The organism is Streptomyces sp. NPDC002958 (assembly GCF_055563255.1).
Genome location: NZ_JBVHDS010000009.1, coordinates 233,275 through 253,697, shown reverse-complemented (window position 1 = coordinate 253,697; position 20,423 = coordinate 233,275). Strand labels below are relative to the sequence as shown.

Sequence of the window (20,423 nt, the reverse complement as noted above, 5' to 3'; positions counted from 1 at the left end):
CACAAGGAGTGACACCTGCCATGTCCCTGGACCACCGGCTGACCGCCGAACACGAGGAACTGCGTCGCACCGTCGAGGAGTTCGCACACGATGTGATCGCCCCGAAGATCGGCGACTTCTACGAGCGCCATGAGTTCCCGTACGAAATCGTGCGGGAGATGGGAAGGATGGGCCTGTTCGGGCTGCCGTTCCCCGAGGAGTACGGCGGCATGGGCGGCGACTACCTCGCCCTCGGGATCGTCCTGGAGGAGCTGGCCCGGGTCGACTCGTCCGTGGCGATCACGCTGGAGGCCGGGGTCTCGCTCGGCGCGATGCCGGTCTACCACTTCGGTACGGAGGAGCAGAAGCGGCAGTGGCTGCCGAAGCTCTGTTCGGGCGAGGCGCTCGGCGCGTTCGGCCTGACCGAGCCCGACGCCGGCTCGGACGCGGGCGGCACCCGCACGACGGCGGTGCGCGACGAGGCCACGGGCGAGTGGGTGATCAACGGCTCCAAGTGCTTCATCACCAACTCCGGTACGGACATCACGGAACTGGTCACGGTGACGGCGGTGACCGGCCGCAAGGAGAACGGCGCCCCGCTCATCTCCTCGATCATCGTGCCGTCCGGCACCCCCGGCTTCACGGTCGCCGCCCCGTACTCCAAGGTGGGCTGGAACGCCTCGGACACCCGCGAACTGTCCTTCGCCGACGTCCGCGTACCCCTGGCGAACCTGCTGGGTGAGGAGGGACGCGGCTACGCCCAGTTCCTGCGCATCCTGGACGAGGGCCGGATCGCCATCGCCGCCCTGTCCACGGGCCTGGCGCAGGGCTGTGTGGACGAATCGGTGAAGTACGCCAAGGAGCGCCACGCCTTCGGCAGGCCGATCGGCGCCAACCAGGCCATCCAGTTCAAGATCGCGGACATGGAGATGCGCGCCCACATGGCCCGCATCGGCTGGCGCGACGCGGCGTCCCGCCTGGTGGCGGGCGAGCCCTTCAAGAAGGAGGCGGCGATCGCGAAGCTGTACTCGTCGACGGTGGCGGTGGACAACGCCCGCGACGCGACCCAGATCCACGGCGGCTACGGCTTCATGAACGAGTACCCGGTGGCCCGGATGTGGCGCGACTCCAAGATCCTGGAGATCGGCGAGGGCACGAGCGAGGTGCAGCGGATGCTGATCGCGAGGGAGCTGGGGCTGCCGGCCTGACGTACGGTGGCGATCGGCGCGCTTCTTCTCTTCGTTCTGCCAGGCGTCCCAGGGGAGCTCGTTGCCGAGCAGGTCGCGCTCCCAGTGGGCGGTGGCTTCGGCGGCGGTGGCTTCGGCGTCCCCTCACCGCCCGCCTCCACCGACCGACCGCCCGCGCGCCCGTCACACCCGCATCGGCGACCGCGGGGAAATCCGCGAGGTAAAAACAGCCGCGCAATTCGTTGGACAGCGGTCGGGCGCGGACGGCAGAGTCCGTGCATGAATCCGCAGCACTGGCCCCTGTACGGGCTCCGCCTCCGCACGCCCCGTCTGGAACTGCGCCTCCCCGACCTGGAGTTGCTGAACGAGCTCGCGTCGGTCGCCGCCGACGGGGTGCACGCGCCGGACCGTATGCCGTTCACGGTTCCCTGGACCGACGCGTCGCCCGCCGGACGCGGCAAGGCGGTGTTCCAGCATGTGCTGGGGACCGTCGCCGACTGGTCGGTGCGGGAGTGGACGCTGAGTCTCGCCGTGCTGCACGAGGGCGAGGTGGTCGGGCGGCAGGACATGATGGGGAAGGACTTCGCCGTGACCGGTGAGGTCGACACGGGGTCGTGGCTGGGTCTGGCCCACCAGGGGAAGGGCATCGGCACCGAGATGCGGGCCGCCGCTCTGCATCTGGCCTTCGCGGGCCTCGGGGCCCGTACCGCGACATCGGCCGCGCTGACCGACAACCCGCGCTCGCTCGGCGTCTCGCGCAGGCTCGGCTACCTCCCGGACGGCCATGAGGTCGCCTCGGTGCGGGGCGCACGCGTCACCGTGCAACGCCTGCGACTGGACCGGGCCCGCTGGGAGGAGCACCGGACCGTCGAGGTCACGGTCGAGGGGCTCGACGGCTGCCGGGAGGCGTTCGGGGCATGACGCTGCTTGTGCACACCTTCGTCTACGACGAGCAGGGGACGTCGCATCTTCTCGACGGCCCCGAGGACGGCGGCGACATGGCCGGCTTCGAGAGCAGCCGGACCAAGCTCTGGGGGTCGGAACGGGCGCGGGCGCTCGGTGCCCGGTTCTTGCCCGAGCTGGCAGCCGATGATCTGTATGTGCAGCCGGAGGAAATCGAGGACTTCCTGGCCGAGTGCGAGCTGCTGCGCGGGCATACGGCGGCCCTCGGTGCGCACAGCGGCTACGGGGAGGACTACGTGGCCGCCCGGCTCGCCAACATCACTCGCGCCGCTCTGCGGGCGCGGGCGGTGGGCGGCGGGGTCCTGGTCTGGTGAACGCACCGGCAGCCGCGCGAGACGTCGGCGATGTCCGGCGAACAGGGCCGGTCACGCCCCTGACCGCCGGACCGGCACCAGCCCACGGGCACCGGCCGCAGGCGCCCTCTACAGGGGTGCCATGGCGCCTGGCGCCGGACGGACTCGTCCAAGCCCCCTCCGACGCCAGGAGGTCCGGCGCGCGGTCACCGCACCCGTCCCGGCCGCCTCGGGTCAGTCCGGCTGCCACGGGACCTGCGGCGCCCGGTAGTAGTCGACGCCGAGCGCCGAGAACCTCGGCCCCTGCGCACCCAGCCGCACCTTGTACGCGTCCCAGTCGTGCGTGGCCGCGGGCGACTGCGGGCGGCGGCCGCGGCCGCCAAGCAGGCCGTCCGAGGCGTCTCCAGGCGTGCCCAGGCGTGCCTCCAGGCGTCATCATCGCCGGGCATGCCTCCCAAGGCGTCCCGAACGCGCCCCCTGCCGCCTTCCCACCCCCCTCCAGCCCGCCCGAGAGCGCAATCACACCCTTCCCTGCCCGATATCGGGCAGAATTGTTGCGTAAGCGCCCCGTCCACCGCAATATCAACGAGTGCCCGAACGCCGCCCGTCGCATGACGACCTCATCGATCACCTGGTGCGCAGCACCGCGCTCCAGCGCGGTGAAGCCACCCGGGTGATCCTCGACGTGCTGGCGTACTTCGACGAGACGACCGACGACTTCGTCCGCCGCCGCCACCGCGAACTTCAGTCCGGCGGCTTGGTGAACGCGGAGATCTTCGAGCGGATCGCGGCCGAGTTGCCGCATCGGGCGGTCGCGCCGCCGGAGCTCTCGCTCCGCCAGCTGCGCCGCATCGTCTACGGCTGAGCAACGGGCACACACCAGTACATCGATGGAGGGGCAGAGACTCTATGTGCGGAATCGTCGGATACATCGGGAAGCGTGATGTGGCCCCGCTGCTGCTGGAAGGGCTGCAGCGGCTGGAGTACCGGGGTTACGACTCCGCGGGCATCGTCATCAGCGGCAAGGCGTCGGCCCAGAAGCCCGCCGCGCTGAAGATGGTCAAGGCGAAGGGCCGGGTCCGCGAGCTGGAGGCCCGCGTTCCCAAGCGTTTCACCGGCACCACCGGGATCGCACACACCCGCTGGGCCACCCACGGCGCCCCGAGCGACGAGAACGCACACCCGCACCTGGACGCCGACAACAAGGTCGCCGTCGTCCACAACGGCATCATCGACAACGCCTCCGAGCTCCGCGCGAAGCTGGTCGCCGACGGAGTCGTCTTCCTCTCCGAGACCGACACCGAGGTGCTGGTCCACCTGATCGCCCGTGCCCAGGCGGAGACCCTGGAGGAGAAGGTCCGCCAGGCGCTGCGCTCGGTCGAGGGCACATACGGCATCGCCGTCATGCACGCCGACTTCAACGACCGCATCGTGGTCGCCCGCAACGGCTCCCCGGTCGTGCTCGGCATCGGCGAGAAGGAGATGTTCGTCGCCTCGGACGTCGCCGCGCTGGTCGCCCACACCCGCCAGGTCGTCACCCTCGACGACGGCGAGATGGCCACCCTCAAGGCCGACGACTTCCGTACGTACACGACGGAGGGCTCGTCCACGACGGCCACGCCGACCACCGTGGAGTGGGAGGCCGAGTCGTACGACATGGGTGGCCACGACACGTACATGCACAAGGAGATCTCCGAGCAGGCCGACGCCGTCGACCGGGTGCTCCGCGGCCGGATCGACGACCGGTTCTCCACCGTGCACCTCGGCGGCCTCAACCTGGATGCCCGTGAGGCGCGCGGGGTCCGCCGGATCAAGATCCTTGGCTGCGGCACCTCGTACCACGCGGGCCAGATCGGCGCGCAGCTGATCGAGGAACTGGCCCGTATCCCCGCGGACGCCGAGCCCGCCTCCGAGTTCCGCTACCGCAACCCGGTCGTCGACCCCGACACCCTGTATGTCGCCGTCTCCCAGTCCGGTGAGACGTACGACGTGCTGGCGGCCGTCCAGGAGCTCAAGCGCAAGGGCGCCCGGGTACTCGGTGTCGTCAACGTGGTGGGTTCGGCGATCGCCCGGGAGGCTGACGGCGGTACGTACGTCCACGCCGGCCCGGAGGTCTGTGTCGTCTCCACCAAGTGCTTCACGAACACGGTCGTCGCGTTCGCGCTCCTCGCCCTGCACCTGGGCCGCATCCGGGATCTGTCGGTCGCCGACGGCAAGCGGATCATCGAGGGGTTGCGCAGGCTGCCCGCCCAGATCAGCGAGATCCTGGCCAACGAGGACGAGATCAAGAAGCTGGCCGCGGAGTACGCGGACGCCAAGTCGATGATGTTCATCGGGCGGGTGCGTGGCTACCCCGTCGCCCGCGAGGCCTCGCTGAAGCTCAAGGAGGTCTCGTACATCCACGCGGAGGCGTACCCCGCCTCCGAACTGAAGCACGGGCCGCTGGCGCTGATCGAGCCCGCGATGCCGACGGTCGCGATCGTGCCGGACGACGACCTGCTGGAGAAGAACCGCGCCGCGATGGAGGAGATCAAGGCCCGCAGCGGCCGTATCCTCGCCGTCGCCCACCAGGTGCAGGAGAAGGCCGACCACACCATCGTCGTACCGAAGAACGAGAACGAGCTGGATCCGATCCTGATGGGCATTCCGCTCCAGCTCTTCGCGTACCACACGGCGCTGGCCATGGGCCGTGACATCGACAAGCCGCGCAACCTGGCGAAGTCCGTCACCGTCGAGTAGGCATCGCTGTCCGGGCCGTACCCGGCAGAGCGGCTCCGAACCCACCGCCACCGTGGGTACGGGGCCGCTCCATCGGGGCCGCCCCGTCGGGGCCGGTTCCATCGGAGCCGCTTCTGTCCCATCGGAGCCGGTGCCTCCCCTGCCGCACCGGCCGGGCCGCTGCCTCAGCCGGTGGCCGCCACCCCTCGGCCGGCAGCACGCCCCGGCAGCGCCGTGGGCCAGTTGGCCAGTGCCGCCGTCACACCGTCCACGACCCCGGTGTGACCGATACCGAATGCCAACAGGGTGAGCCCCAGGGCGAGATGGCCGAGGGCAGCGGTGCCGGAGGATCCCGCAGAGACGTCATTGTCCACGGCGGGCTCCCGTCACATGCAGTGCTCCTGCTTCCCAGTGGCCTTTATGCACCCTTCGCAAGCGCACAATCCCCCTGAACATCGTTAGGTTGCCGGTTTTCACAGGCGAGTTGACGCCATGCCGACTGCGGGGTCCGACCCTCGTGAAAGGGGTGCTGAAAGGGATCGGTGGGGCGGGGAAAGGTCAGGGAATGACGACGACCGGGCGCTGTGCGCGCCGCGCGAGACGCCCCGCCACCGAGCCGAAGATGCGGCCGGCGATGCCGTGCGTGGAGCCGACGACGATGGCGTCGGCCGAGTACTCCCGGCCGACCTCCTCCAGCTCGTGACAGATGTCCCCGCCGCGCTCGACGAGAACCCAGGGAACCTCGGAGAGGTAGTCCGCGCAGGCAAGCTCCAGGCCGAGCACCTCGGTGCGGTGATCGGGCACATCGACGAACACGGGCGGCTCGCAGCCTGCCCAGACGGTGGTCGGCAGCCGATTGGCGACATGGACGATGATCAGGCCGGAACCTGATCTTCGGGCCATGCCGATGGCGTATGCGAGGGCGCGCTCACTGGAGGTCGAGCCATCGAAGCCGACCACGACCCCATGCCGGAAGGCGGGATCGCAGGAGTGACGTGTTTCTTCGGCCGCCTGCGGGTCCGACATGGGGTCGGCTACCTGCTTGCGGTCGGCGGGTTCGGGGATTTCGTGACCGGCCATCGATGTCTCGGCGAAGAGAGTCCTCGTGAGGAGAGCGACTTGGGGAAGGTGCGTCAGCGGGCGGTGTTGCGGTGTCCGGGAAGCATCTTCCCAACCCCTTACCCCCAAGGGTACGGCGCCACTCCTCCACTGCCCAGACCCACGCAAAGCGCGTGCGACGTTTCACGGAGCATGCCCGAGGCGGACCCGTATGGCAATGCCGGTTGTGCTGTACACCGACGATGCCGCGCCCGGACGGCCCCCCTCGGTGACGAACGAGGCCGCATCCGTCACCGGCTCCGCCCCACCGCGCAATCGCCGCACCCCGGAGTGGATCACCGCTCCTTCACCGACCGACGGGCCGGCGATCCACTCCCTGGAGTCACACCGCGTCCAATACGGCCCGTCCGCCCCGCCCGGAGCCCTCCGGACGGCCGCGGACCGATACCGGCCCGCCGGTCGGGATTCACCGTCCTCCGGCACCGCCGCGCCATTCCGCACAATCAGCCGTCCGACCTGCCTGGGGGCGCAAAGAAGCGGCCGCCCCATCGGGGTTGTGCGCCGGTCGAATGACTGAATCACGTACGCACAACCGGCTATTTTCAGCCAACTTCACACCCCTGTCGCTTCCTTGCCGAATTGGCCGATCAACCCCCTTGCCACCAGGCAGGAAGAGACCGCGCGGTACGCTTCCACCCGACGGGGACGGGCCATCAAGGCGAGGCGCACTTCCCTGCACGGCCGCTGAATGAAACCCTTCGTGATCGAATGCTTCCCGCCAAGTTGCCTTGTCGACATAACGCCGGTTGGTGAACTTGTCACGTCGGCACCACGGGACGCAGTAGATTCGATCTTGGGTATCGAAGACGGGGACTCGTGCAGGACCGAGGGGAAAAGTGCAGGAGCGACAGGCCCGCAAGGACCAGGAAGACGCGAACACTGAGGGGGGCTTAGCGTCATGAGCCAGGACTCCGCCGCCACAACGGAGGCTGTACGGAAGCTCGGTGGACGTCGACGACGGGAAGTCGTCGCCGTTCTGCTGTTCAGCGGCGGCCCCATCTTCGAGAGCTCGATCCCGCTCTCCGTGTTCGGAATCGACCGGCAGGACGCAGGAGTTCCGCGCTACCGACTCCTCGTCTGCGGCGGGGAAGAGGGACCGCTGCGGACCACCGGAGGACTCGAACTCACCGCGCCGTACGGGCTGGAGGCGATCAGCAGGGCCGGCACCGTCGTGGTGCCCGCCTGGCGCTCGATCACCTCGCCACCGCCCACGGAGGCGCTGGACGCGCTGCGCCGCGCCCATGAGGAAGGGGCCCGCATCGTCGGGCTGTGCACCGGGGCGTTCGTGCTCGCCGCCGCCGGTCTGCTGGACAGCCGCCCGGCGACCACGCACTGGATGTACGCACCGACGCTGGCCAAGCGCTATCCGTCGGTCCATGTCGATCCGCGTGAGCTTTTCGTCGACGACGGCGATGTGCTCACCTCCGCCGGGACAGCGGCCGGGATCGATCTCTGTCTGCACATAGTCCGCACGGACCACGGCACGGAGGCCGCCGGGGCACTGGCCCGCCGGCTCGTCGTGCCGTCGCGGCGCAGTGGCGGCCAGGAGCGCTACCTCGACAGGTCTTTACCTGAGGAGATCGGCTCCGACCCGCTCGCCGAGGTCGTGGCCTGGGCGCTGGAGCACCTCCACGAGCAGTTCGACGTGGAGACGCTGGCCGCGCGCGCCTACATGAGCAGGAGGACCTTCGACCGCAGGTTCCGCTCGCTCACCGGCAGCGCACCGCTCCAGTGGCTGATCACCCAGCGGGTGCTGCAGGCGCAGCGACTGCTGGAGACGTCCGAGTACTCCGTCGACGAGGTCGCGGGCCGCTGCGGCTTCCGCTCGCCGGTCGCGCTGCGCGGACACTTCCGGCGCCAGCTGGGCGCCTCCCCCGCCGCGTACCGGGCCGCCTACCGGGCCCGTCGTCCGCAGGGCGGTGGTACGGAGGCGGTCGCCGCGGTAGTCGAGCCGATCGTGCCCGCGCAGGGCGCCTCGACGGGCCGGCATGCCACGGCTGCGGCCGCCCCACCGGGTCCGCATGTCGTCACGTCGGCGACGGTCGGGACGGGGCAGCCGGAGCCCGGGAAACCGGGCCCCGACGCGTACGTCACCGGACGCCCGGCCCTGCCGGGTCAACGGAGTGCCCCGTAGGGTGGGGTCATGAACGACCGCATGGTATGGATCGACTGCGAGATGACCGGGCTCTCGTTGACGGAAGACGCACTCATCGAGGTGGCCGCGCTGGTCACCGACTCGGAGTTGAACGTGCTCGGCGAAGGGGTGGACATCGTGATCCGCCCGCCGGACGCGGCCCTGGAGACGATGCCCGAGGTGGTGCGCCAGATGCACACCGCCTCGGGTCTCCTCGACGAGCTGGCCGGGGGCACCACCCTGGCCGACGCCGAGGCCCAGGTGCTGGCCTACGTCCGCGAGCATGTGAAGGAGCCCGGCAAGGCCCCGCTCTGCGGAAACTCGGTATCCACCGACCGCGGCTTCCTGGCGCGGGACATGTCGGCTCTGGAGGGCTACCTCCACTACCGGATCGTCGATGTTTCCTCGGTCAAGGAGCTGGCGCGCCGCTGGTACCCGAGGGCGTACTTCAACAGTCCGGACAAGAACGGCAACCACCGGGCGCTCGCGGACATCCGTGACTCCATCACGGAGCTGCGCTACTACCGCGAGGCGATCTTCGTGCCGCAGCCCGGGCCGGACTCGGAGCGCGCCAAGGCGATTGCGGCGCGCGTCGCACCGCCCACGCCGTAGGGCTTTGTGAAGCCGCTGGTCATAGGCCTTTCGGGGGCTGGGATCAGCGGCTGAACAACTGGGGCGCGAGCACCCTCTCGGACCCTGTACACTTTTTCTCGGCCGGTCAGAAAAAGACCGGGCATGGTGGGTATAGCTCAGATGGTAGAGCACCTGGTTGTGGTCCAGGATGTCGCGGGTTCGAGTCCCGTTACTCACCCTGAAGAGAAGGGCCCCGGTCATCGACCGGGGCCCTTCTCGTATCTGATCCCCCCTCACCGGGCGGCTGCGTGACGGCCGTCACGAGCAGTCGCGGACGATCAGTTCCGTGGGGAGCACGCTCTGCGGACGCTCCTGGTTCTCGCCCGCGATCTCCTGGAGCAGTGCGCGGGCCATCGTGCGGCCCGTCTCCTCGATCGGCTGGCGCACGCTGGTGAGCGCCGGGCCACGGCCGGGTCGTCGAAGCCGATGACAGCCACATCGCCCGGGATGCGCCGGCCCGCCCGGCAGCGGGTCGTCGGCGTGGAAAGCCTGCCGGGAGGGGCGCCGGCTAGCCGAAGGCCGAGGGCGGCGGCGCCGGTGACGGTCGGGCGTCCGCGTCGCTCACCGCCGCCGCGCCGCCCGTGAAGTCGGCGAGTGCCCGCCCGTGTTCGACGCGTCCGGGGTGCGGATCGGTCGCCACCCGGCGGGTCAGCTCCGCGACCTTCAGCGGCAGATCCGAGGCGAGCAGCACGGCGTTGCCGAAGCGGCGGCCGCGCCACACGGTCGGGTCGGCGGCGAGCGCCAGTTCGGGGAAGGCCGTGGCCGCGGTGGCGATCTGGCCGCGCAGATGGGTCAGCGGCGGACCGTCCGCGAGGTTGGCCACGTAACTCCCGCCGGGCTTCAGGACCCGGCGTACCTCGGCGAGGAACTCGGTGCTGGTGAGGTGTGCGGGGGTACGGGCCCCGCTGAAGACATCGGCGATGACGAGATCCGCCCAGCCGTCCTGGATCTTCCCGAGCCCGGCGCGGGCATCGGTGGCGCGGACCCGGATCCTGGCCTGCGGGTCCAGCGGCAGCTCCCGGCGGACGAATTGGACGAGCGCGGCGTCCACCTCGACGATCTGCTGGGTGGAGCGGGGCCGGGTCGCGGCGATGTAGCGGGCGAGCGTGAAGGCGCCGCCGCCCAGGTGCACCACGTGCAGGGGCTGCCCAGGGGGTGCGACCAGGTCGGCGATGTGGCCGATCCTGCGCTGGTACTCGAAGGACAGATACGTGGGGTCGTCGAGGTCCACATGGGACTGGGGGGCGCCGTCCAGCGTCAGTGTCCAGGCGTGCGGGCGCTCCCGGTCGGGCACCAGCTCGGCGAGGCCGCCGTCGACGGGTTCGGCGAGGGGCTCCGTCCTGCGCCCGGCGCCCGAGCGCCCGGCTCCGCGTTCGGTCCTGCTGTCGACCTTGCGGTCGGACCGCTTACGGGCGCCCGCGCCTGCGCTCGACGCTCCTCGACGTGCCACTGCTGCTCGTACCTGCTCACTGCTCGTCGCTCCGGGCCGGTACGGGCCCGGCCGTGCCGGGAAGAACCGGCCACCGGCCCATTATGGGCGGGCGGGCGAGGAGCCGGCGGTCAGCAGCAGTTGTCGGCCGCCTCGATCAGCCGGGCCGCCTGGTCCAGAGCGGCCCGCAGCACGGCCGGGTCGGTGACCGGGGCGTCGCCCTCGGGCGGCAGCAGCCAGCCGCTGCCGGTGACGGGCGGATCGGCGCTGATGCGCAGCCCGCGGCCGTCGGTCTGCGTACAGGCACTGCCCGGTACGTCCCAGGCCTCGGCGGTCCCCGGGGGTACCAGGAAGCCGAGGGTGTCGCAGGCGCCGTCGTGCAGGACGGGCCCGACGGCCTCCTGGTCGGCGCCGCGGCGCAGGATGTCCACGGCCTCCAGTCCCTGGCGGGCCGGGACGGTCACCAGGTCACAGGGTTCGGCGCCGTGGTCGTCCGTGGGCGCGGTGGGTTCGGTGGGTGCGGCGGGCGCCGGGGCGCCCGTTGCGGCCGGGGTCGTCGCAGTCGTCCGCGAGCCGGTCTCCGTGCCGAGATGCAACAAGGGACCTCTCCTCTCATCGCCGGGCGGAGCCGGATTCCGTCTCCACGTGAACCAACGCGCCGACGGCGTCAAGGGCTACGGTGCCACGCCGCCGCAAAGGGTGGCAGTTCATGGCGGATCGTGGGCGAGATATCCCCTTTATTGGCAAACGCCGCGTGTGCGGCCGGTCACAGCCGGTACGTTCTTGCTCCGCCGGGACACCGGAAGCAGGAGCCCGGCTGCACCAGAGAGGGCTCAGCCATGGTGTCGACAGGGGCAGTTCCCAACCTCGCCTTCCGGCGGCTGCGCGGACAGCGCTCCGCCGGGGAGTTCGCTGCCGCGGTACGCAGGTCCGCCCGCGAGATCGGCGAGCAGGTCGCGTGCGACGCCCGGTACATCGGACGCGTGGAGTCCGGCGAGATCCGCTGCCCCAACTACGCGTACGAGCGGGTCTTCCTACACATGTTCCCCGGGAAGACCCTGGCGGACCTGGGCTTCTCACCGCGCGAAACCGTACGCGGCCGGGGGGTGCGGGCCACCGCCGAACCCCCACCGCCCCCTATGACGCTCCACAGCGACACCGACGAGGAGAGCGACGTGCTGCGTCGCGTATTCATGACGAGCGGCTCCACCGCGATGGCGGCCGCAACCCTGGGTCTCGGCCTCGGCGGCACGTCCGCCGCTGCCGCCGCCCTGCCCGACCGGCACCGGGTCGGCGAGGCCGAGGTCAGCGCCGTCGAGAAGGCGGTACGACAGATCCGGCTGCTCGACGACCGGCACGGCGGTGACGGCCTGTATCGAAGGGCGTCCCAGCCGCTGCGGGCGGCGTACGCGCTGCTCGACTCCGGGGCCACCACCAAGCGCTGCACGGCCGACCGGCTGCATGCGGGGGCGGGTGAGCTGGCCATCTCGGTGGGCTGGCTGGCCCATGACTCGGGCCGGTTGGAGGACGCCCGCTCGCACTATGCGGAGGCTCTGGCCACGGCGCGGGTGGCGGGTGACGCGGCGCTGGAGGCGCACGCGTTCTGCAATACGTCGTTCCTGGCCCGGGACACGGGGCGGCCCCGCGAGTCCGTACGCGCGGCCGAGGCCGGGCAGCGGGCGGCGCAGCCGCTGGGCTCGCCGCGGCTGCTCGCGCTGCTCGCGCTGCGGGAGGCGGGGGGCTGGGCGGGGCTCGGGGACCGTACGGGCTGCGAACGGGCGATCGGCCGGGCACACACCGCGTTCGGCCGGGGGCCGTCCGAGGCCGATCCGGAGTGGATGACCTTCTTCCGGGAGGCGGAGCTGGAGATGCTGGAGGCGCAGTGCTGGTCGGCGCTGGGCGACTGGTCGCGGGCGGCCCGTCATGCGCGGCGGGCGACGCGGCTCCAGGACCCGCACTTCACCCGGAACCTGGCGCTGTACCGGGCCGAGCTGACCACGGACCTCGCCCGGGCGGGCCGGGCCGCGGAGGCGGCGACGGCGGGCCATCAGGTGCTGGACCTGCTGGACCGGGTCCAGTCGTCCCGCATCCGGGCGATGCTGACGGGGGCGGCGGGGGTGTTGGCGCCGCAGCGGGGTGAGGTGGAGGTACGGGGGTTCCTGGAGCGGTACGCGGAGCCGAAGGCGGGCGCGTAGGGGGTTCGCCGGACGGGCCGCATGCCATGCACCCCGCACCGCGTAACCGGTTCCGTCCTCGACCACGCAGCGATTCAGACGCAGGCGGCCGGTCTCGGTCAGGGTGCATTACGGTGAGACACGAGGGTCTTTCGGTCGGTGTAGACGTCGCAATCCACACCGAACCCGGAAGGCCCTCACCCGTTCAAGATCCCTCAGCCGAGACCTGAATCACCCGTCCACAACCTCCCGGGACCGAACACCTGGGGCGCTTGAGGACAGAACCCCTGCCCCGGACCGCGGACCGAGGCAGGGGTTCAAGCCCGCCCGGCGGTCGAGGTCCCTCCTGCCGGGGCGGCAGGACCTACCGGTCCAGGTGGCCCGTGTCGTTCCAGCGTTCGATCGCGGGCGCCCCGTACGCCCACCCCAGCACCGACAGCGACGTCGGATCGAGCCGGATGCGCGCCGCGAACGACACGTCCTCGCCGAGCCACCGCGCCCCCAGCGCACGCAGGATGTGACCGTGGGCGAAGACCAGGACGTCGCGGTCGGCCGAACGGGCCCAGTCGACGATCTCGTCGGCGCGGGCGGACAGCTCGGCCAGGGTCTCCCCCTCCGGCACCCCGTCACGCCAGATGAACCAGTCGGGACGGATCGCCTTGATCTGTGCCGGAGTCATCCCCTCGTACGCCCCGTAGTCCCACTCCAGCAGCGCGTCCCACGGCTCGGCCCGGTCCGCGAACCCCGCGATGTCGCAGGTCTCCTTGGCCCGCAGCAGCGGACTGGTGCGGACTTCGAGGTCCGGCAGGTCCGCCCACGGCTTGTGCCGCAGCCGCTCGCCGAGGAGCTTGGCGCCCGCCCGGCCGGTGTCGAGCAGGGGGATGTCCGTCCTGCCGGTGTGATTGCCCTTGACGGACCATTCCGTCTGGCCGTGCCGGGCGAGCAGGATGCGCGGTGCCATGACGGCTCTCCCTGAAACTGAGATCTGAGCCGGAGATCGAGACAAAATGGATCATCCGGTTTTCCCATCATCGCGCACGCATTCGGGAGGCAACCTCCCGGGCCGACCAGGCGTCCCTCTCTGCGCGGAGAAATCTGCACCCACGGGGCACCCGAAGGAACCCCGGGGAATCGCAATTGACCTGCGCCGTACGGTTGAACGCCCGCCGTCGGTCGCATGAACACATGATGGAGAACTTCCGGATGCAGCATGCCAGCACCGCGCCCGTGCCGCGCCCGCGGCCCCGTTGGTGGACCGAGCTGCCGCTGCTGGCACTGGTGTACGCAGCCTACTCGGCGGGCCGGCTGGTGGTGCGCGGGGACGTGTCCACGGCCGTCGACCACGGTCTGCACATCCTGCACCTGGAGAAGACGCTCCACATCAACTTCGAGCACCCGCTCAATCGACTGTTCACCGCGCACCCCTTGATAGGCATACCCGCCGACTTCGTGTATGCGTCCCTGCACTATCTGGTCACCCCGGCCGTTCTGATCTGGCTCTTCCGCCGCCGCGAGGCCGTGTACCGCCGGGCCCGCACCTGGCTGATGACCTCCACTCTGCTCGGTCTGATCGGCTTCTCGCTGATACCGACCTGTCCGCCCCGACTGCTTCACGCCAGTTACGGCTTCGTCGACACGATGGCGCAGTACAGCTCCTACGGGTGGTGGGGCACCGGGGCGAGTGCCCCGCGAGGCATGAGCGGATTGACGAACCAGTACGCGGCGATGCCGAGCCTCCACGTCGGCTGGGCGCTCTGGTGCGGAATCCTGCTGTGGCGCCACGCCCGGCACCCGCTCGTACGGGCCGTGGGCATCGCCTACCCCCTGGTCACCACGTTCGTGGTGATGGGCACCGCCAACCACTACTTCCTCGACGCGGTCGCGGGCGCTGCCGTGATGGGTGTCGGAGCCCTGCTGGCCAGGCCCGTGATGCGTCTCACCGACCGGGCCAGGGTACGGCTCCAAGCCCGCTTCCCGCGGTTCGCCACGAGCACGAAGTCCCCGATTGTCGGTGCCGGATGCAAGACTTCGGCGGGTGAGCGAATCCCTGGCCAGCGGACCACCTCCGCAGATCCCACCGATGCCGCGGCATCGGCCGACGCAGACGCCTCGGCCGGTCGCGCACCCCGGGCCGACGCCGCCGCCCGCGCAGGAGCGGGAGCAGCGGGGGACGACACTCCAGCAGCGGCTCGCTGAGCTGCGGGGCCCGGCAGTTCGACCGCGTCCGCTGGATGCCCGCGCGTTGGCCGCCCTCGCCGCCAACCCCGGCTGCCGGCGCCGCGCCCTGCTGGACGGCGCCGGGGTGGACAAGGCCGCGCTGGCCAAGGCGCTCGGTTCCCCCGCCCCTTTCGGCCAGTCGCAGTTCGCTTTCGTCCGGGGCAACGCCTTCGAGGCCAAGGTCAAGGCCGACGGTGGTACGGAGCTGATGCGGCTGCTGTACGAGCGCCTCGGCGGTGACAGCGCGGCACCGCGCGAGGTCCTGGTGCCCGATCTGACCGCGGCCGGTCCCCAGGGCCGTGCGGCGCGTACGGCGCTCGCTCTGCGGGAGGCGACCGAGGCGGGCGCCTGGGCGCTGCTGGACCACCCGATGCTGGCCCTGGAGGTGGCGGGCTCCCCGGCCTATCTGGAGCCGGACGCGGTGGCGGTGCATCCCGACGGCACCTGGACGGTCGTCGAGATCAAGTCCTTCCCCATGATCGACGGTTCCGCCGACGCGGCGAAGGTCGGTGCGGCGGCCCGGCAGTCCGCCGTCTACGTGCTGGCGCTGGAGCGGATCGCGGAGCTCACCGAGGGCGCGGAGGTCGGGCACCGGGTGTTGCTGGTCTGCCCGAAGGACTTCTCCAATCTGCCCACCGCCTCGGTCGTCGACGTACGCAAGCAGCGTGCGGTCACCCGGCGCCAACTGACCAGGCTGACCCGGGTCGAGGACATCGCGGCGACGCTGCCCGAGGGCACGACCTTCGATCCGGAGTGCTCCCCGGAGCAACTCGACGCCGCGGTCGAATCGGTCGGTGCGGCGTATGCCCCGGAGTGCCTGGCCGCTTGTGAACTGGCCTTCCACTGCCGGGCGAAGGCCCGTGCGGCCGGTGCGGTGGAGGCGCTGGGGCGAAGCCTGCGGGGCGAGCTCGGCGGGCTGACGACGGTGGGTGCGGTGCTGGCCGCCGCCGCGGGCAAGGAGGGCGACCCGGCGGATCCGACGGTCGCGGCCCTGCGGCGTGCTGCCAAGCTGCGTGCCGAGGCGCTGGAGGGCGGTACGACATGTCGCTGATCAGCACCCTGGCCCGGCTGGAAGCCGTGGAGAGCGGGCGGGCCCGGCCGATGACGACGGTCCTGCACCGTCATCTCACCGACCGGCCGCTCGTCCTGGTTCCGCTGACCACCGCCGGTGAGGCGGGCGCCCCGCTGGGAGCGCTCGTCGGGACCGACCGGGATGCGCCCCGGCTGCTGGTGGTCTCGCAGCCGCGCGACCGGGATCTGCGGTTCGCGTTCCTCGCCGAGCTGGCCGAGGCGGTGCTGCCGCACATCGAGGCGTACGAAGATGTCGTCGAGCCCGCCGAACGCAATGAGACCGATCCGGAGACCGGGAAGAAGGTCAAGGTCGAGGTCGAGCTGTGCGCGGACGCACCGCAGTTGATCGTGCCGAGCCGGGCGGGTATCGATTTCGTACGGCTGCTCGGCCGCTCCATGCGGTTCAGGCGCACGGCGGAGGACGATCCCGGCACCCCCTATCCCGCGCCCGCCCGTGTCCCGCTGCTGGGCCGCTGGCTGACGCACTACGGGGAGCGGGCCAGGGTGCCCGGCTCGTCGCTGCTGCTCGCCGCGACCGATCTGCTGAACCGGCACTGGGCGACCGGGCAGAGCAGCCTGGAGGATCAGCATCTGGGCGCGCTGCTGGCCTGGATCGACGCTCCGGCGGGCGAGTCCGGGGCACGGGCGGCGCTCCGTGCGGAGCTGGAGCGGGACCTCGAAGGACAGCTGCTGTGCCCGCCGGCCGGTCCGGCGACGGACCCGGCGTTCGACAACCGGCTGCTGGCGCCCGCCATCGAGAAGTACGACCGTGCGCGCACCTCGCTCGCGGCGGCCGAGGACGGTCTGGCGGCCGATGCCCGGCTGGCCGAGCTGACCGCTGCCGAGCGGGAGATCAGGGTGCTGCTGGCCGGGGTGATGCGGCCGGCCTGGGATGCGGTGTGGCGGGGGCTCGATCTGCTGAGGGAGCTGCCCGAGGGGTCCAGGGCCGAGGACCGCTGGACCAGGGACCGCTGGTCGTTCACCGGTCACCGGGACCGGGTGCGGTCGGGTGAGCCGCCGCAGCCGCGCCGGGACGACGCGGTGACGGCAGCGCAGAAGCTGGCCTCGCGCGAGACGGCGCAGGCCCAACTGGAGGCGCAGGAGGCGTTGGACGATCCGCTGGTGCTGGCCGGGCGGCGGCTGGCCGGTGAGGCGTTCATCGGCGAGGTGACGGAGGTGGTGATGGCGTACAGCGAGTCGAAGCGCCCGTCCCCACGCCCGCTGGTCACGGTCCGCACGGACGAGCGCCCGCACCTCGGCGAGCGCACCAAGGTGTACCGCTCGCTGGACGGCAAGCCGCAGACCGCCGAGTTCGTGGAGTACGCCACGCAGCCGGAGGACGGGAGCGCGCCCCTGCTGGTGCTGCGGATCACCGACCGGATGGGCCGGAGCAAGGAGCCGGCCCCGGGTTCGGTGCCCGAGCCGGGCGACCGGATCGCCTGGACGCTGTTCGAGCACGATCAGCGCGGTGGCCCGAAGCTGCCGGACCCGGAGGAGACGCCCTGGACGCACGGCGGCCCGCCGGGCGCCGCTGCCGGGCACGCCGAGAGCCCCGACCCCGTGACCGCGGAGGACCTCCTGTGACGGCCGTATTCGACCCGGGCGCCCAGGCCGCGCGGGCGACCGACGCGATCCTCGCCGACACCCTGAGCGGTACGTCGCGCGGCATCGTGGTGGACTCCCCGCCGGGCGCGGGCAAGTCGACCCTCGTGGTGCGTGCCGCACTCGAACTCGCTGCGGCCGGGCACCCGTTGATGGTGGTCGCACAGACCAACGCCCAGGTCGACGACCTGGTGGTGCGGCTGGCCGAGAAGGACCCGGGACTGCCGGTCGGCCGGTTGCACAGCAATGACTCCGACCCGTACGACAAGGCGCTGGACGGCCTGGCCAACGTACGGAAGTCGGCCAAGGCGTCGGATCTCGCCGGACTCGATGTCGTCATCTCGACGGCCGCCAAGTGGGCGCATGTGAAGAACGTCGAGCCGTGGGGCCACGCGATCGTCGACGAGGCGTACCAGATGCGTTCCGATGCGCTGCTGGCCGTCGCGGGCCTCTTCGAACGGGCGCTGTTCGTCGGCGATCCGGGCCAGTTGGACCCGTTCTCGATCGTGGGCGCGGACCAGTGGGCGGGGCTGAGTTACGACCCGTCCGCGAGCGCGGTCTCCACGCTGCTCGCGCACAATCCCGGACTGCCGCAGCACCGGCTGCCGGTGTCGTGGCGGCTGCCCGCCTCCGCCGCGCCGCTGGTCTCGGACGCGTTCTACCCGTACACCCCGTTCCGCAGCGGTACGGACCACGGCGACCGGCGGCTCTCGTTCGGTGTCGTGTCCGACGGCTCGGCGCCGGACCGGGTGCTGGACGAGGCCGCGGAATCCGGCTGGGGTCTGCTCGAACTCCCGGCCAGGCACACCCCGCGCACCGATCCGGAGGCGGTACGGGCGGTGGCCCTGGTCGTCCGTCGGCTCCTCGACCGGGGTGGCGCGGCGACGAGCGAGCGCTCCCCGGATCCGGTCCCGGTGACGGCGGACCGGGTCGCGGTCGGCACCGCCCACCGCGACCAGGCGGCGGCGGTACGGGCGGCGCTCGCGGAGCTGGGCGTGACGGGTGTGGCGGTGGACACGGCGAACCGGCTCCAGGGCCGCGAGTTCGATGTGACGGTGGTCCTGCACCCGCTGTCCGGCCGCCCGGACGCCACGGCGTTCCATCTGGAGACGGGGCGGCTGTGCGTACTGGCCTCGCGCCACCGGCACGCCTGCGTCGTGGTGTGCCGGGCGGGCGTCGCGGAGCTGCTGGACGAGCACCCGTCGACGGAGCCGGTGCAGCTGGGGGTCACGGTGAAGTTCCCGGACGGCTGGGAGGCGAATCACGCGGTGCTGGCGCATCTGTCGGAGCACCGGGTGCGCTGGAAGGCATGACGGCGCCCGGGCCGCCCCCGGCCGCAGCAGGCCGCGGCAGGCCGGCGGCCCCGGTTCCGCGCTTCCGCTGACCCCACTTGCGCGACGTTGGACAATGGAGGGTGGCCGTCGGGCCCACCGAAGGAGGAAGCACCACATGGCACAACCCGAGGGGAACGAGCAGCAGCGGCTGCGCCCCGCACCCCTGCTCTTCGAGCCGTCGGCAGCAGTAGCGGATCCCGAGCACTTCTTCGACCTGGAGTCGATGGAGGATCCGAAGGAGATGCTGAGCCGCGCCACCGAGCTGACCCTTGCGTTCCGTGCCGCGACCGACCGTGCGGCCGAGTTCCAGGCGATCGCGGCCGCCCAGCTCGCCGATCCGCGCCGGTTCGACCGGCTGACGACCACGGACATCGCGCAGCGTGCGGAGTGGACCGAGGACTATGCCAAGAAGATGGTCGAGTTCGGCCGGAGCCTGCTGGGCGGCTCCGCGCCCTGACCGCCGTACCGGCCGCGATCCGGCCTCCGTACGGGCCGCGGCCCAATCGCCGCACCGGTCCCACCGGGTCTGTCACCGGACCTGACCCGCCCTCTCACCGCACCACCCGGACCACTCGTCCCGTCAGGTCCTGACGCCGGGTACCACCAGTGGCATATGCCCGAGCGCAAGATACTCCTCCCCACCCCGACCTGTCCCGATTTCCGGCAACTCTCGGAATCCACTTGATCACTCCCGGTAGACATGGGCTCATGAGCGCATGGCTGCCAGACGAAACAACCCTGCATCACGGCGACGGCCGCCACCACGGCCCCCATCACGCCGACGTCTTCGCCGTTCTGCGGGACCAGGCCGCGAACCAGACGGCTCAGGTCACGGCGGCCGGTGCCGCCTGGCTCGCCGGCGCCGCGGCCTATCCGCGCAGCATGCTGGCCCAGTGGGAGGCCCACCCCTCCTCTCCCGGGGTGCTGCCGTGCGGATCGGCCTTCGACGTGGTGAATGTGCCCACGCTCTTCGGACGCCGGATGCTGGAACACCTGTGGGCGGACGGCCCCGGCTCCGGACCCGTCGCCACCCACCGCGGACGGATGCTGCTCTTCGCCTCCCCCGGCACCGCCCAGCGGCTGCCGTCGCTGCTCGACTGGGAGGAGTGGGGCGGCGGCCTCGAACCGCGGACCGGCAGGGGCGCGCAGAGGCAGGACGCCGGCGACGCCAAGGTCCCGCCGCTGCTCTGCCACGGCACCGGGGACGCGGTGACCGTCCCGCCCCTGACCTGCACCTCCTCCACCCCCGGGCCCCGCTGGGTGGTCGCCCCCGACACCCGCAGCCCCTGGCTGCCGGGTCCGGACGTACTGCTCTGGGCCTGTGTACGGGTGACCAGGTCGGCGCCCCCGTCGGCGGCCCGGAATTCGATTTTTCCTCCCGCCGATCAGGATGCTAATGTCTACGACGTCAGCAGGCGCCGCTAGCTCAGTTGGTTAGAGCAGCTGACTCTTAATCAGCGGGTCCGGGGTTCGAGTCCCTGGCGGCGCACAGACGGAAGAAGCCCTCTCGCGAAAGCGAGGGGGCTTTTTCGTGCCCGCGGAAGCCTGCGCCGATGGGCTTCTCCGCAGT

Annotated in this window: 19 protein-coding genes, 2 tRNA genes and 1 pseudogene; 16 read left to right on the top strand and 6 right to left on the bottom strand. The window is 71.3% G+C overall.

Going from position 1 to position 20,423, the window contains the following annotated elements; all coding sequences use genetic code 11:
* The first annotated feature begins 20 nt into the window (after window positions 1-20).
* The 5 genes from ACZ3IC_RS18865 (at window position 21) to glmS (ending at window position 5,161) form a co-directional block, all read left to right on the top strand.
* Window positions 21-1,187 (top strand): acyl-CoA dehydrogenase family protein, encoded by a 1,167-nt coding sequence (locus ACZ3IC_RS18865; protein WP_467417526.1) that lies wholly within the window; start codon window positions 21-23, stop codon window positions 1,185-1,187.
* A gap of 258 nt (window positions 1,188-1,445) precedes the next feature.
* Window positions 1,446-2,087 carry a GNAT family N-acetyltransferase gene (locus tag ACZ3IC_RS18860; protein ID WP_467417524.1) on the top strand — a complete coding sequence of 214 codons (642 nt, stop codon included), beginning with the start codon at window positions 1,446-1,448 and terminating at the stop codon, window positions 2,085-2,087.
* On the top strand, window positions 2,084-2,443 hold the full coding sequence (locus tag ACZ3IC_RS18855) for a hypothetical protein (protein ID WP_467417522.1): 360 nt from the start codon (window positions 2,084-2,086) through the stop codon (window positions 2,441-2,443). Before ACZ3IC_RS18860 ends, ACZ3IC_RS18855 begins: the two co-directional genes overlap by 4 nt.
* A 568-nt stretch (window positions 2,444-3,011) precedes the next feature.
* Window positions 3,012-3,287 (top strand): hypothetical protein, encoded by a 276-nt coding sequence (locus ACZ3IC_RS18850; protein WP_467417520.1) that lies wholly within the window; start codon window positions 3,012-3,014, stop codon window positions 3,285-3,287.
* Between the two features lie 44 nt (window positions 3,288-3,331).
* Window positions 3,332-5,161 (top strand): glutamine--fructose-6-phosphate transaminase (isomerizing), encoded by a 1,830-nt coding sequence (gene glmS, locus ACZ3IC_RS18845; RefSeq protein ID WP_467417518.1) that lies wholly within the window; start codon window positions 3,332-3,334, stop codon window positions 5,159-5,161.
* 164 nt (window positions 5,162-5,325) lie between these two features.
* On the opposite strand, the gene ACZ3IC_RS18840 is transcribed toward glmS, so the two are convergent.
* Together ACZ3IC_RS18840 and ACZ3IC_RS18835 are read right to left on the bottom strand one after the other, a co-directional pair.
* Entirely contained in the window at window positions 5,326-5,514 is a 189-nt protein-coding gene (locus ACZ3IC_RS18840) for a hypothetical protein (RefSeq protein WP_467417594.1), read from the bottom strand.
* A 184-nt stretch (window positions 5,515-5,698) separates the two neighbouring features.
* Window positions 5,699-6,220 carry a universal stress protein gene (locus ACZ3IC_RS18835; RefSeq protein WP_467417516.1) on the bottom strand — a complete coding sequence of 174 codons (522 nt, stop codon included), beginning with the start codon at window positions 6,218-6,220 and terminating at the stop codon, window positions 5,699-5,701.
* A 937-nt stretch (window positions 6,221-7,157) separates the two neighbouring features.
* Here ACZ3IC_RS18835 and ACZ3IC_RS18830 point away from each other — a divergent pair.
* The 3 genes from ACZ3IC_RS18830 to ACZ3IC_RS18820 all read left to right on the top strand — a co-directional run bounded on the left by ACZ3IC_RS18830 (window position 7,158) and on the right by ACZ3IC_RS18820 (window position 9,204).
* Window positions 7,158-8,393 (top strand): helix-turn-helix domain-containing protein, encoded by a 1,236-nt coding sequence (locus ACZ3IC_RS18830; RefSeq protein ID WP_467417515.1) that lies wholly within the window; start codon window positions 7,158-7,160, stop codon window positions 8,391-8,393.
* A 9-nt stretch (window positions 8,394-8,402) separates the two neighbouring features.
* On the top strand, window positions 8,403-9,005 hold the full coding sequence (gene orn / locus ACZ3IC_RS18825) for an oligoribonuclease (RefSeq protein WP_467417513.1): 603 nt from the start codon (window positions 8,403-8,405) through the stop codon (window positions 9,003-9,005).
* 126 nt (window positions 9,006-9,131) lie between these two features.
* Window positions 9,132-9,204 (top strand) — tRNA-His (locus tag ACZ3IC_RS18820).
* Between the two features lie 80 nt (window positions 9,205-9,284).
* Here the strand turns inward: ACZ3IC_RS18820 and ACZ3IC_RS18815 are convergent.
* From ACZ3IC_RS18815 to ACZ3IC_RS18805, 3 genes and pseudogenes are all read right to left on the bottom strand, one after another.
* A pseudogene (locus ACZ3IC_RS18815) lies at window positions 9,285-9,487 on the bottom strand (substrate-binding domain-containing protein); the annotation flags it as partial.
* Window positions 9,488-9,534: 47 nt separating this feature from the next.
* Complete coding sequence (locus ACZ3IC_RS18810; RefSeq protein ID WP_467417511.1) at window positions 9,535-10,476, bottom strand: spermidine synthase; 942 nt, start codon at window positions 10,474-10,476, stop codon at window positions 9,535-9,537.
* Window positions 10,477-10,586: 110 nt separating this feature from the next.
* Window positions 10,587-11,054: a hypothetical protein gene (locus ACZ3IC_RS18805; RefSeq protein WP_467417510.1), complete on the bottom strand. Its 468-nt coding sequence runs from the start codon at window positions 11,052-11,054 to the stop codon at window positions 10,587-10,589.
* 240 nt (window positions 11,055-11,294) lie between these two features.
* Here ACZ3IC_RS18805 and ACZ3IC_RS18800 point away from each other — a divergent pair, with 240 nt between their 5' ends.
* Complete coding sequence (locus ACZ3IC_RS18800) at window positions 11,295-12,650, top strand: tetratricopeptide repeat protein (RefSeq protein WP_467417508.1); 1,356 nt, start codon at window positions 11,295-11,297, stop codon at window positions 12,648-12,650.
* A 343-nt stretch (window positions 12,651-12,993) separates the two neighbouring features.
* Here ACZ3IC_RS18800 and ACZ3IC_RS18795 read toward each other — a convergent pair whose 3' ends face one another.
* Window positions 12,994-13,590 (bottom strand): histidine phosphatase family protein, encoded by a 597-nt coding sequence (locus tag ACZ3IC_RS18795; protein WP_467417506.1) that lies wholly within the window; start codon window positions 13,588-13,590, stop codon window positions 12,994-12,996.
* A gap of 242 nt (window positions 13,591-13,832) precedes the next feature.
* Here ACZ3IC_RS18795 and ACZ3IC_RS18790 point away from each other — a divergent pair, with 242 nt between their 5' ends.
* From ACZ3IC_RS18790 to ACZ3IC_RS18760, 7 genes are all read left to right on the top strand, one after another.
* Window positions 13,833-14,825, top strand: coding sequence for a phosphatase PAP2 family protein (locus ACZ3IC_RS18790; RefSeq protein ID WP_467417588.1), 993 nt, complete (start codon window positions 13,833-13,835; stop codon window positions 14,823-14,825).
* Window positions 14,710-15,897 carry a hypothetical protein gene (locus ACZ3IC_RS18785; protein ID WP_467417504.1) on the top strand — a complete coding sequence of 396 codons (1,188 nt, stop codon included), beginning with the start codon at window positions 14,710-14,712 and terminating at the stop codon, window positions 15,895-15,897. The genes ACZ3IC_RS18790 and ACZ3IC_RS18785 overlap by 116 nt, the downstream gene beginning before the upstream one ends.
* Window positions 15,888-17,501 (top strand): hypothetical protein, encoded by a 1,614-nt coding sequence (locus tag ACZ3IC_RS18780; RefSeq protein WP_467417503.1) that lies wholly within the window; start codon window positions 15,888-15,890, stop codon window positions 17,499-17,501. The genes ACZ3IC_RS18785 and ACZ3IC_RS18780 overlap by 10 nt, the downstream gene beginning before the upstream one ends.
* A complete protein-coding gene (locus tag ACZ3IC_RS18775) occupies window positions 17,498-18,832 on the top strand; it encodes an AAA domain-containing protein (RefSeq protein WP_467417502.1) in 1,335 nt (444 codons plus the stop codon). Before ACZ3IC_RS18780 ends, ACZ3IC_RS18775 begins: the two co-directional genes overlap by 4 nt.
* A 136-nt stretch (window positions 18,833-18,968) precedes the next feature.
* Window positions 18,969-19,310, top strand: a complete 342-nt coding sequence (locus tag ACZ3IC_RS18770) for a hypothetical protein (RefSeq protein ID WP_467417501.1) — start codon at window positions 18,969-18,971, stop codon at window positions 19,308-19,310.
* A 251-nt stretch (window positions 19,311-19,561) separates the two neighbouring features.
* Window positions 19,562-20,278: a hypothetical protein gene (locus tag ACZ3IC_RS18765; RefSeq protein WP_467417500.1), complete on the top strand. Its 717-nt coding sequence runs from the start codon at window positions 19,562-19,564 to the stop codon at window positions 20,276-20,278.
* Window positions 20,269-20,342, top strand: a tRNA-Lys gene (locus ACZ3IC_RS18760). The genes ACZ3IC_RS18765 and ACZ3IC_RS18760 overlap by 10 nt, the downstream gene beginning before the upstream one ends.
* Window positions 20,343-20,423: the final 81 nt, after the last annotated feature.

What these genes read in the sequence shown, in the direction of transcription:
- ACZ3IC_RS18865 (WP_467417526.1), top strand. Translation starts at nt 21, where the DNA reads ATGTCCCTGGACCACCGGCTGACCGCCGAACACGAGGAACTGCGTCGC.
- ACZ3IC_RS18860 (WP_467417524.1), top strand. Translation starts at nt 1,446, where the DNA reads ATGAATCCGCAGCACTGGCCCCTGTACGGGCTCCGCCTCCGCACGCCC.
- ACZ3IC_RS18855 (WP_467417522.1), top strand. Translation starts at nt 2,084, where the DNA reads ATGACGCTGCTTGTGCACACCTTCGTCTACGACGAGCAGGGGACGTCG.
- glmS (WP_467417518.1), top strand. Translation starts at nt 3,332, where the DNA reads ATGTGCGGAATCGTCGGATACATCGGGAAGCGTGATGTGGCCCCGCTG.
- ACZ3IC_RS18835 (WP_467417516.1), bottom strand. Translation starts at nt 6,220, where the DNA reads ATGGCCGGTCACGAAATCCCCGAACCCGCCGACCGCAAGCAGGTAGCC.
- ACZ3IC_RS18830 (WP_467417515.1), top strand. Translation starts at nt 7,158, where the DNA reads ATGAGCCAGGACTCCGCCGCCACAACGGAGGCTGTACGGAAGCTCGGT.
- orn (WP_467417513.1), top strand. Translation starts at nt 8,403, where the DNA reads ATGAACGACCGCATGGTATGGATCGACTGCGAGATGACCGGGCTCTCG.
- ACZ3IC_RS18800 (WP_467417508.1), top strand. Translation starts at nt 11,295, where the DNA reads ATGGTGTCGACAGGGGCAGTTCCCAACCTCGCCTTCCGGCGGCTGCGC.
- ACZ3IC_RS18795 (WP_467417506.1), bottom strand. Translation starts at nt 13,590, where the DNA reads ATGGCACCGCGCATCCTGCTCGCCCGGCACGGCCAGACGGAATGGTCC.
- ACZ3IC_RS18790 (WP_467417588.1), top strand. Translation starts at nt 13,833, where the DNA reads ATGCAGCATGCCAGCACCGCGCCCGTGCCGCGCCCGCGGCCCCGTTGG.
- ACZ3IC_RS18785 (WP_467417504.1), top strand. Translation starts at nt 14,710, where the DNA reads ATGCCGCGGCATCGGCCGACGCAGACGCCTCGGCCGGTCGCGCACCCC.
- ACZ3IC_RS18780 (WP_467417503.1), top strand. Translation starts at nt 15,888, where the DNA reads ATGTCGCTGATCAGCACCCTGGCCCGGCTGGAAGCCGTGGAGAGCGGG.
- ACZ3IC_RS18770 (WP_467417501.1), top strand. Translation starts at nt 18,969, where the DNA reads ATGGCACAACCCGAGGGGAACGAGCAGCAGCGGCTGCGCCCCGCACCC.
- ACZ3IC_RS18765 (WP_467417500.1), top strand. Translation starts at nt 19,562, where the DNA reads ATGAGCGCATGGCTGCCAGACGAAACAACCCTGCATCACGGCGACGGC.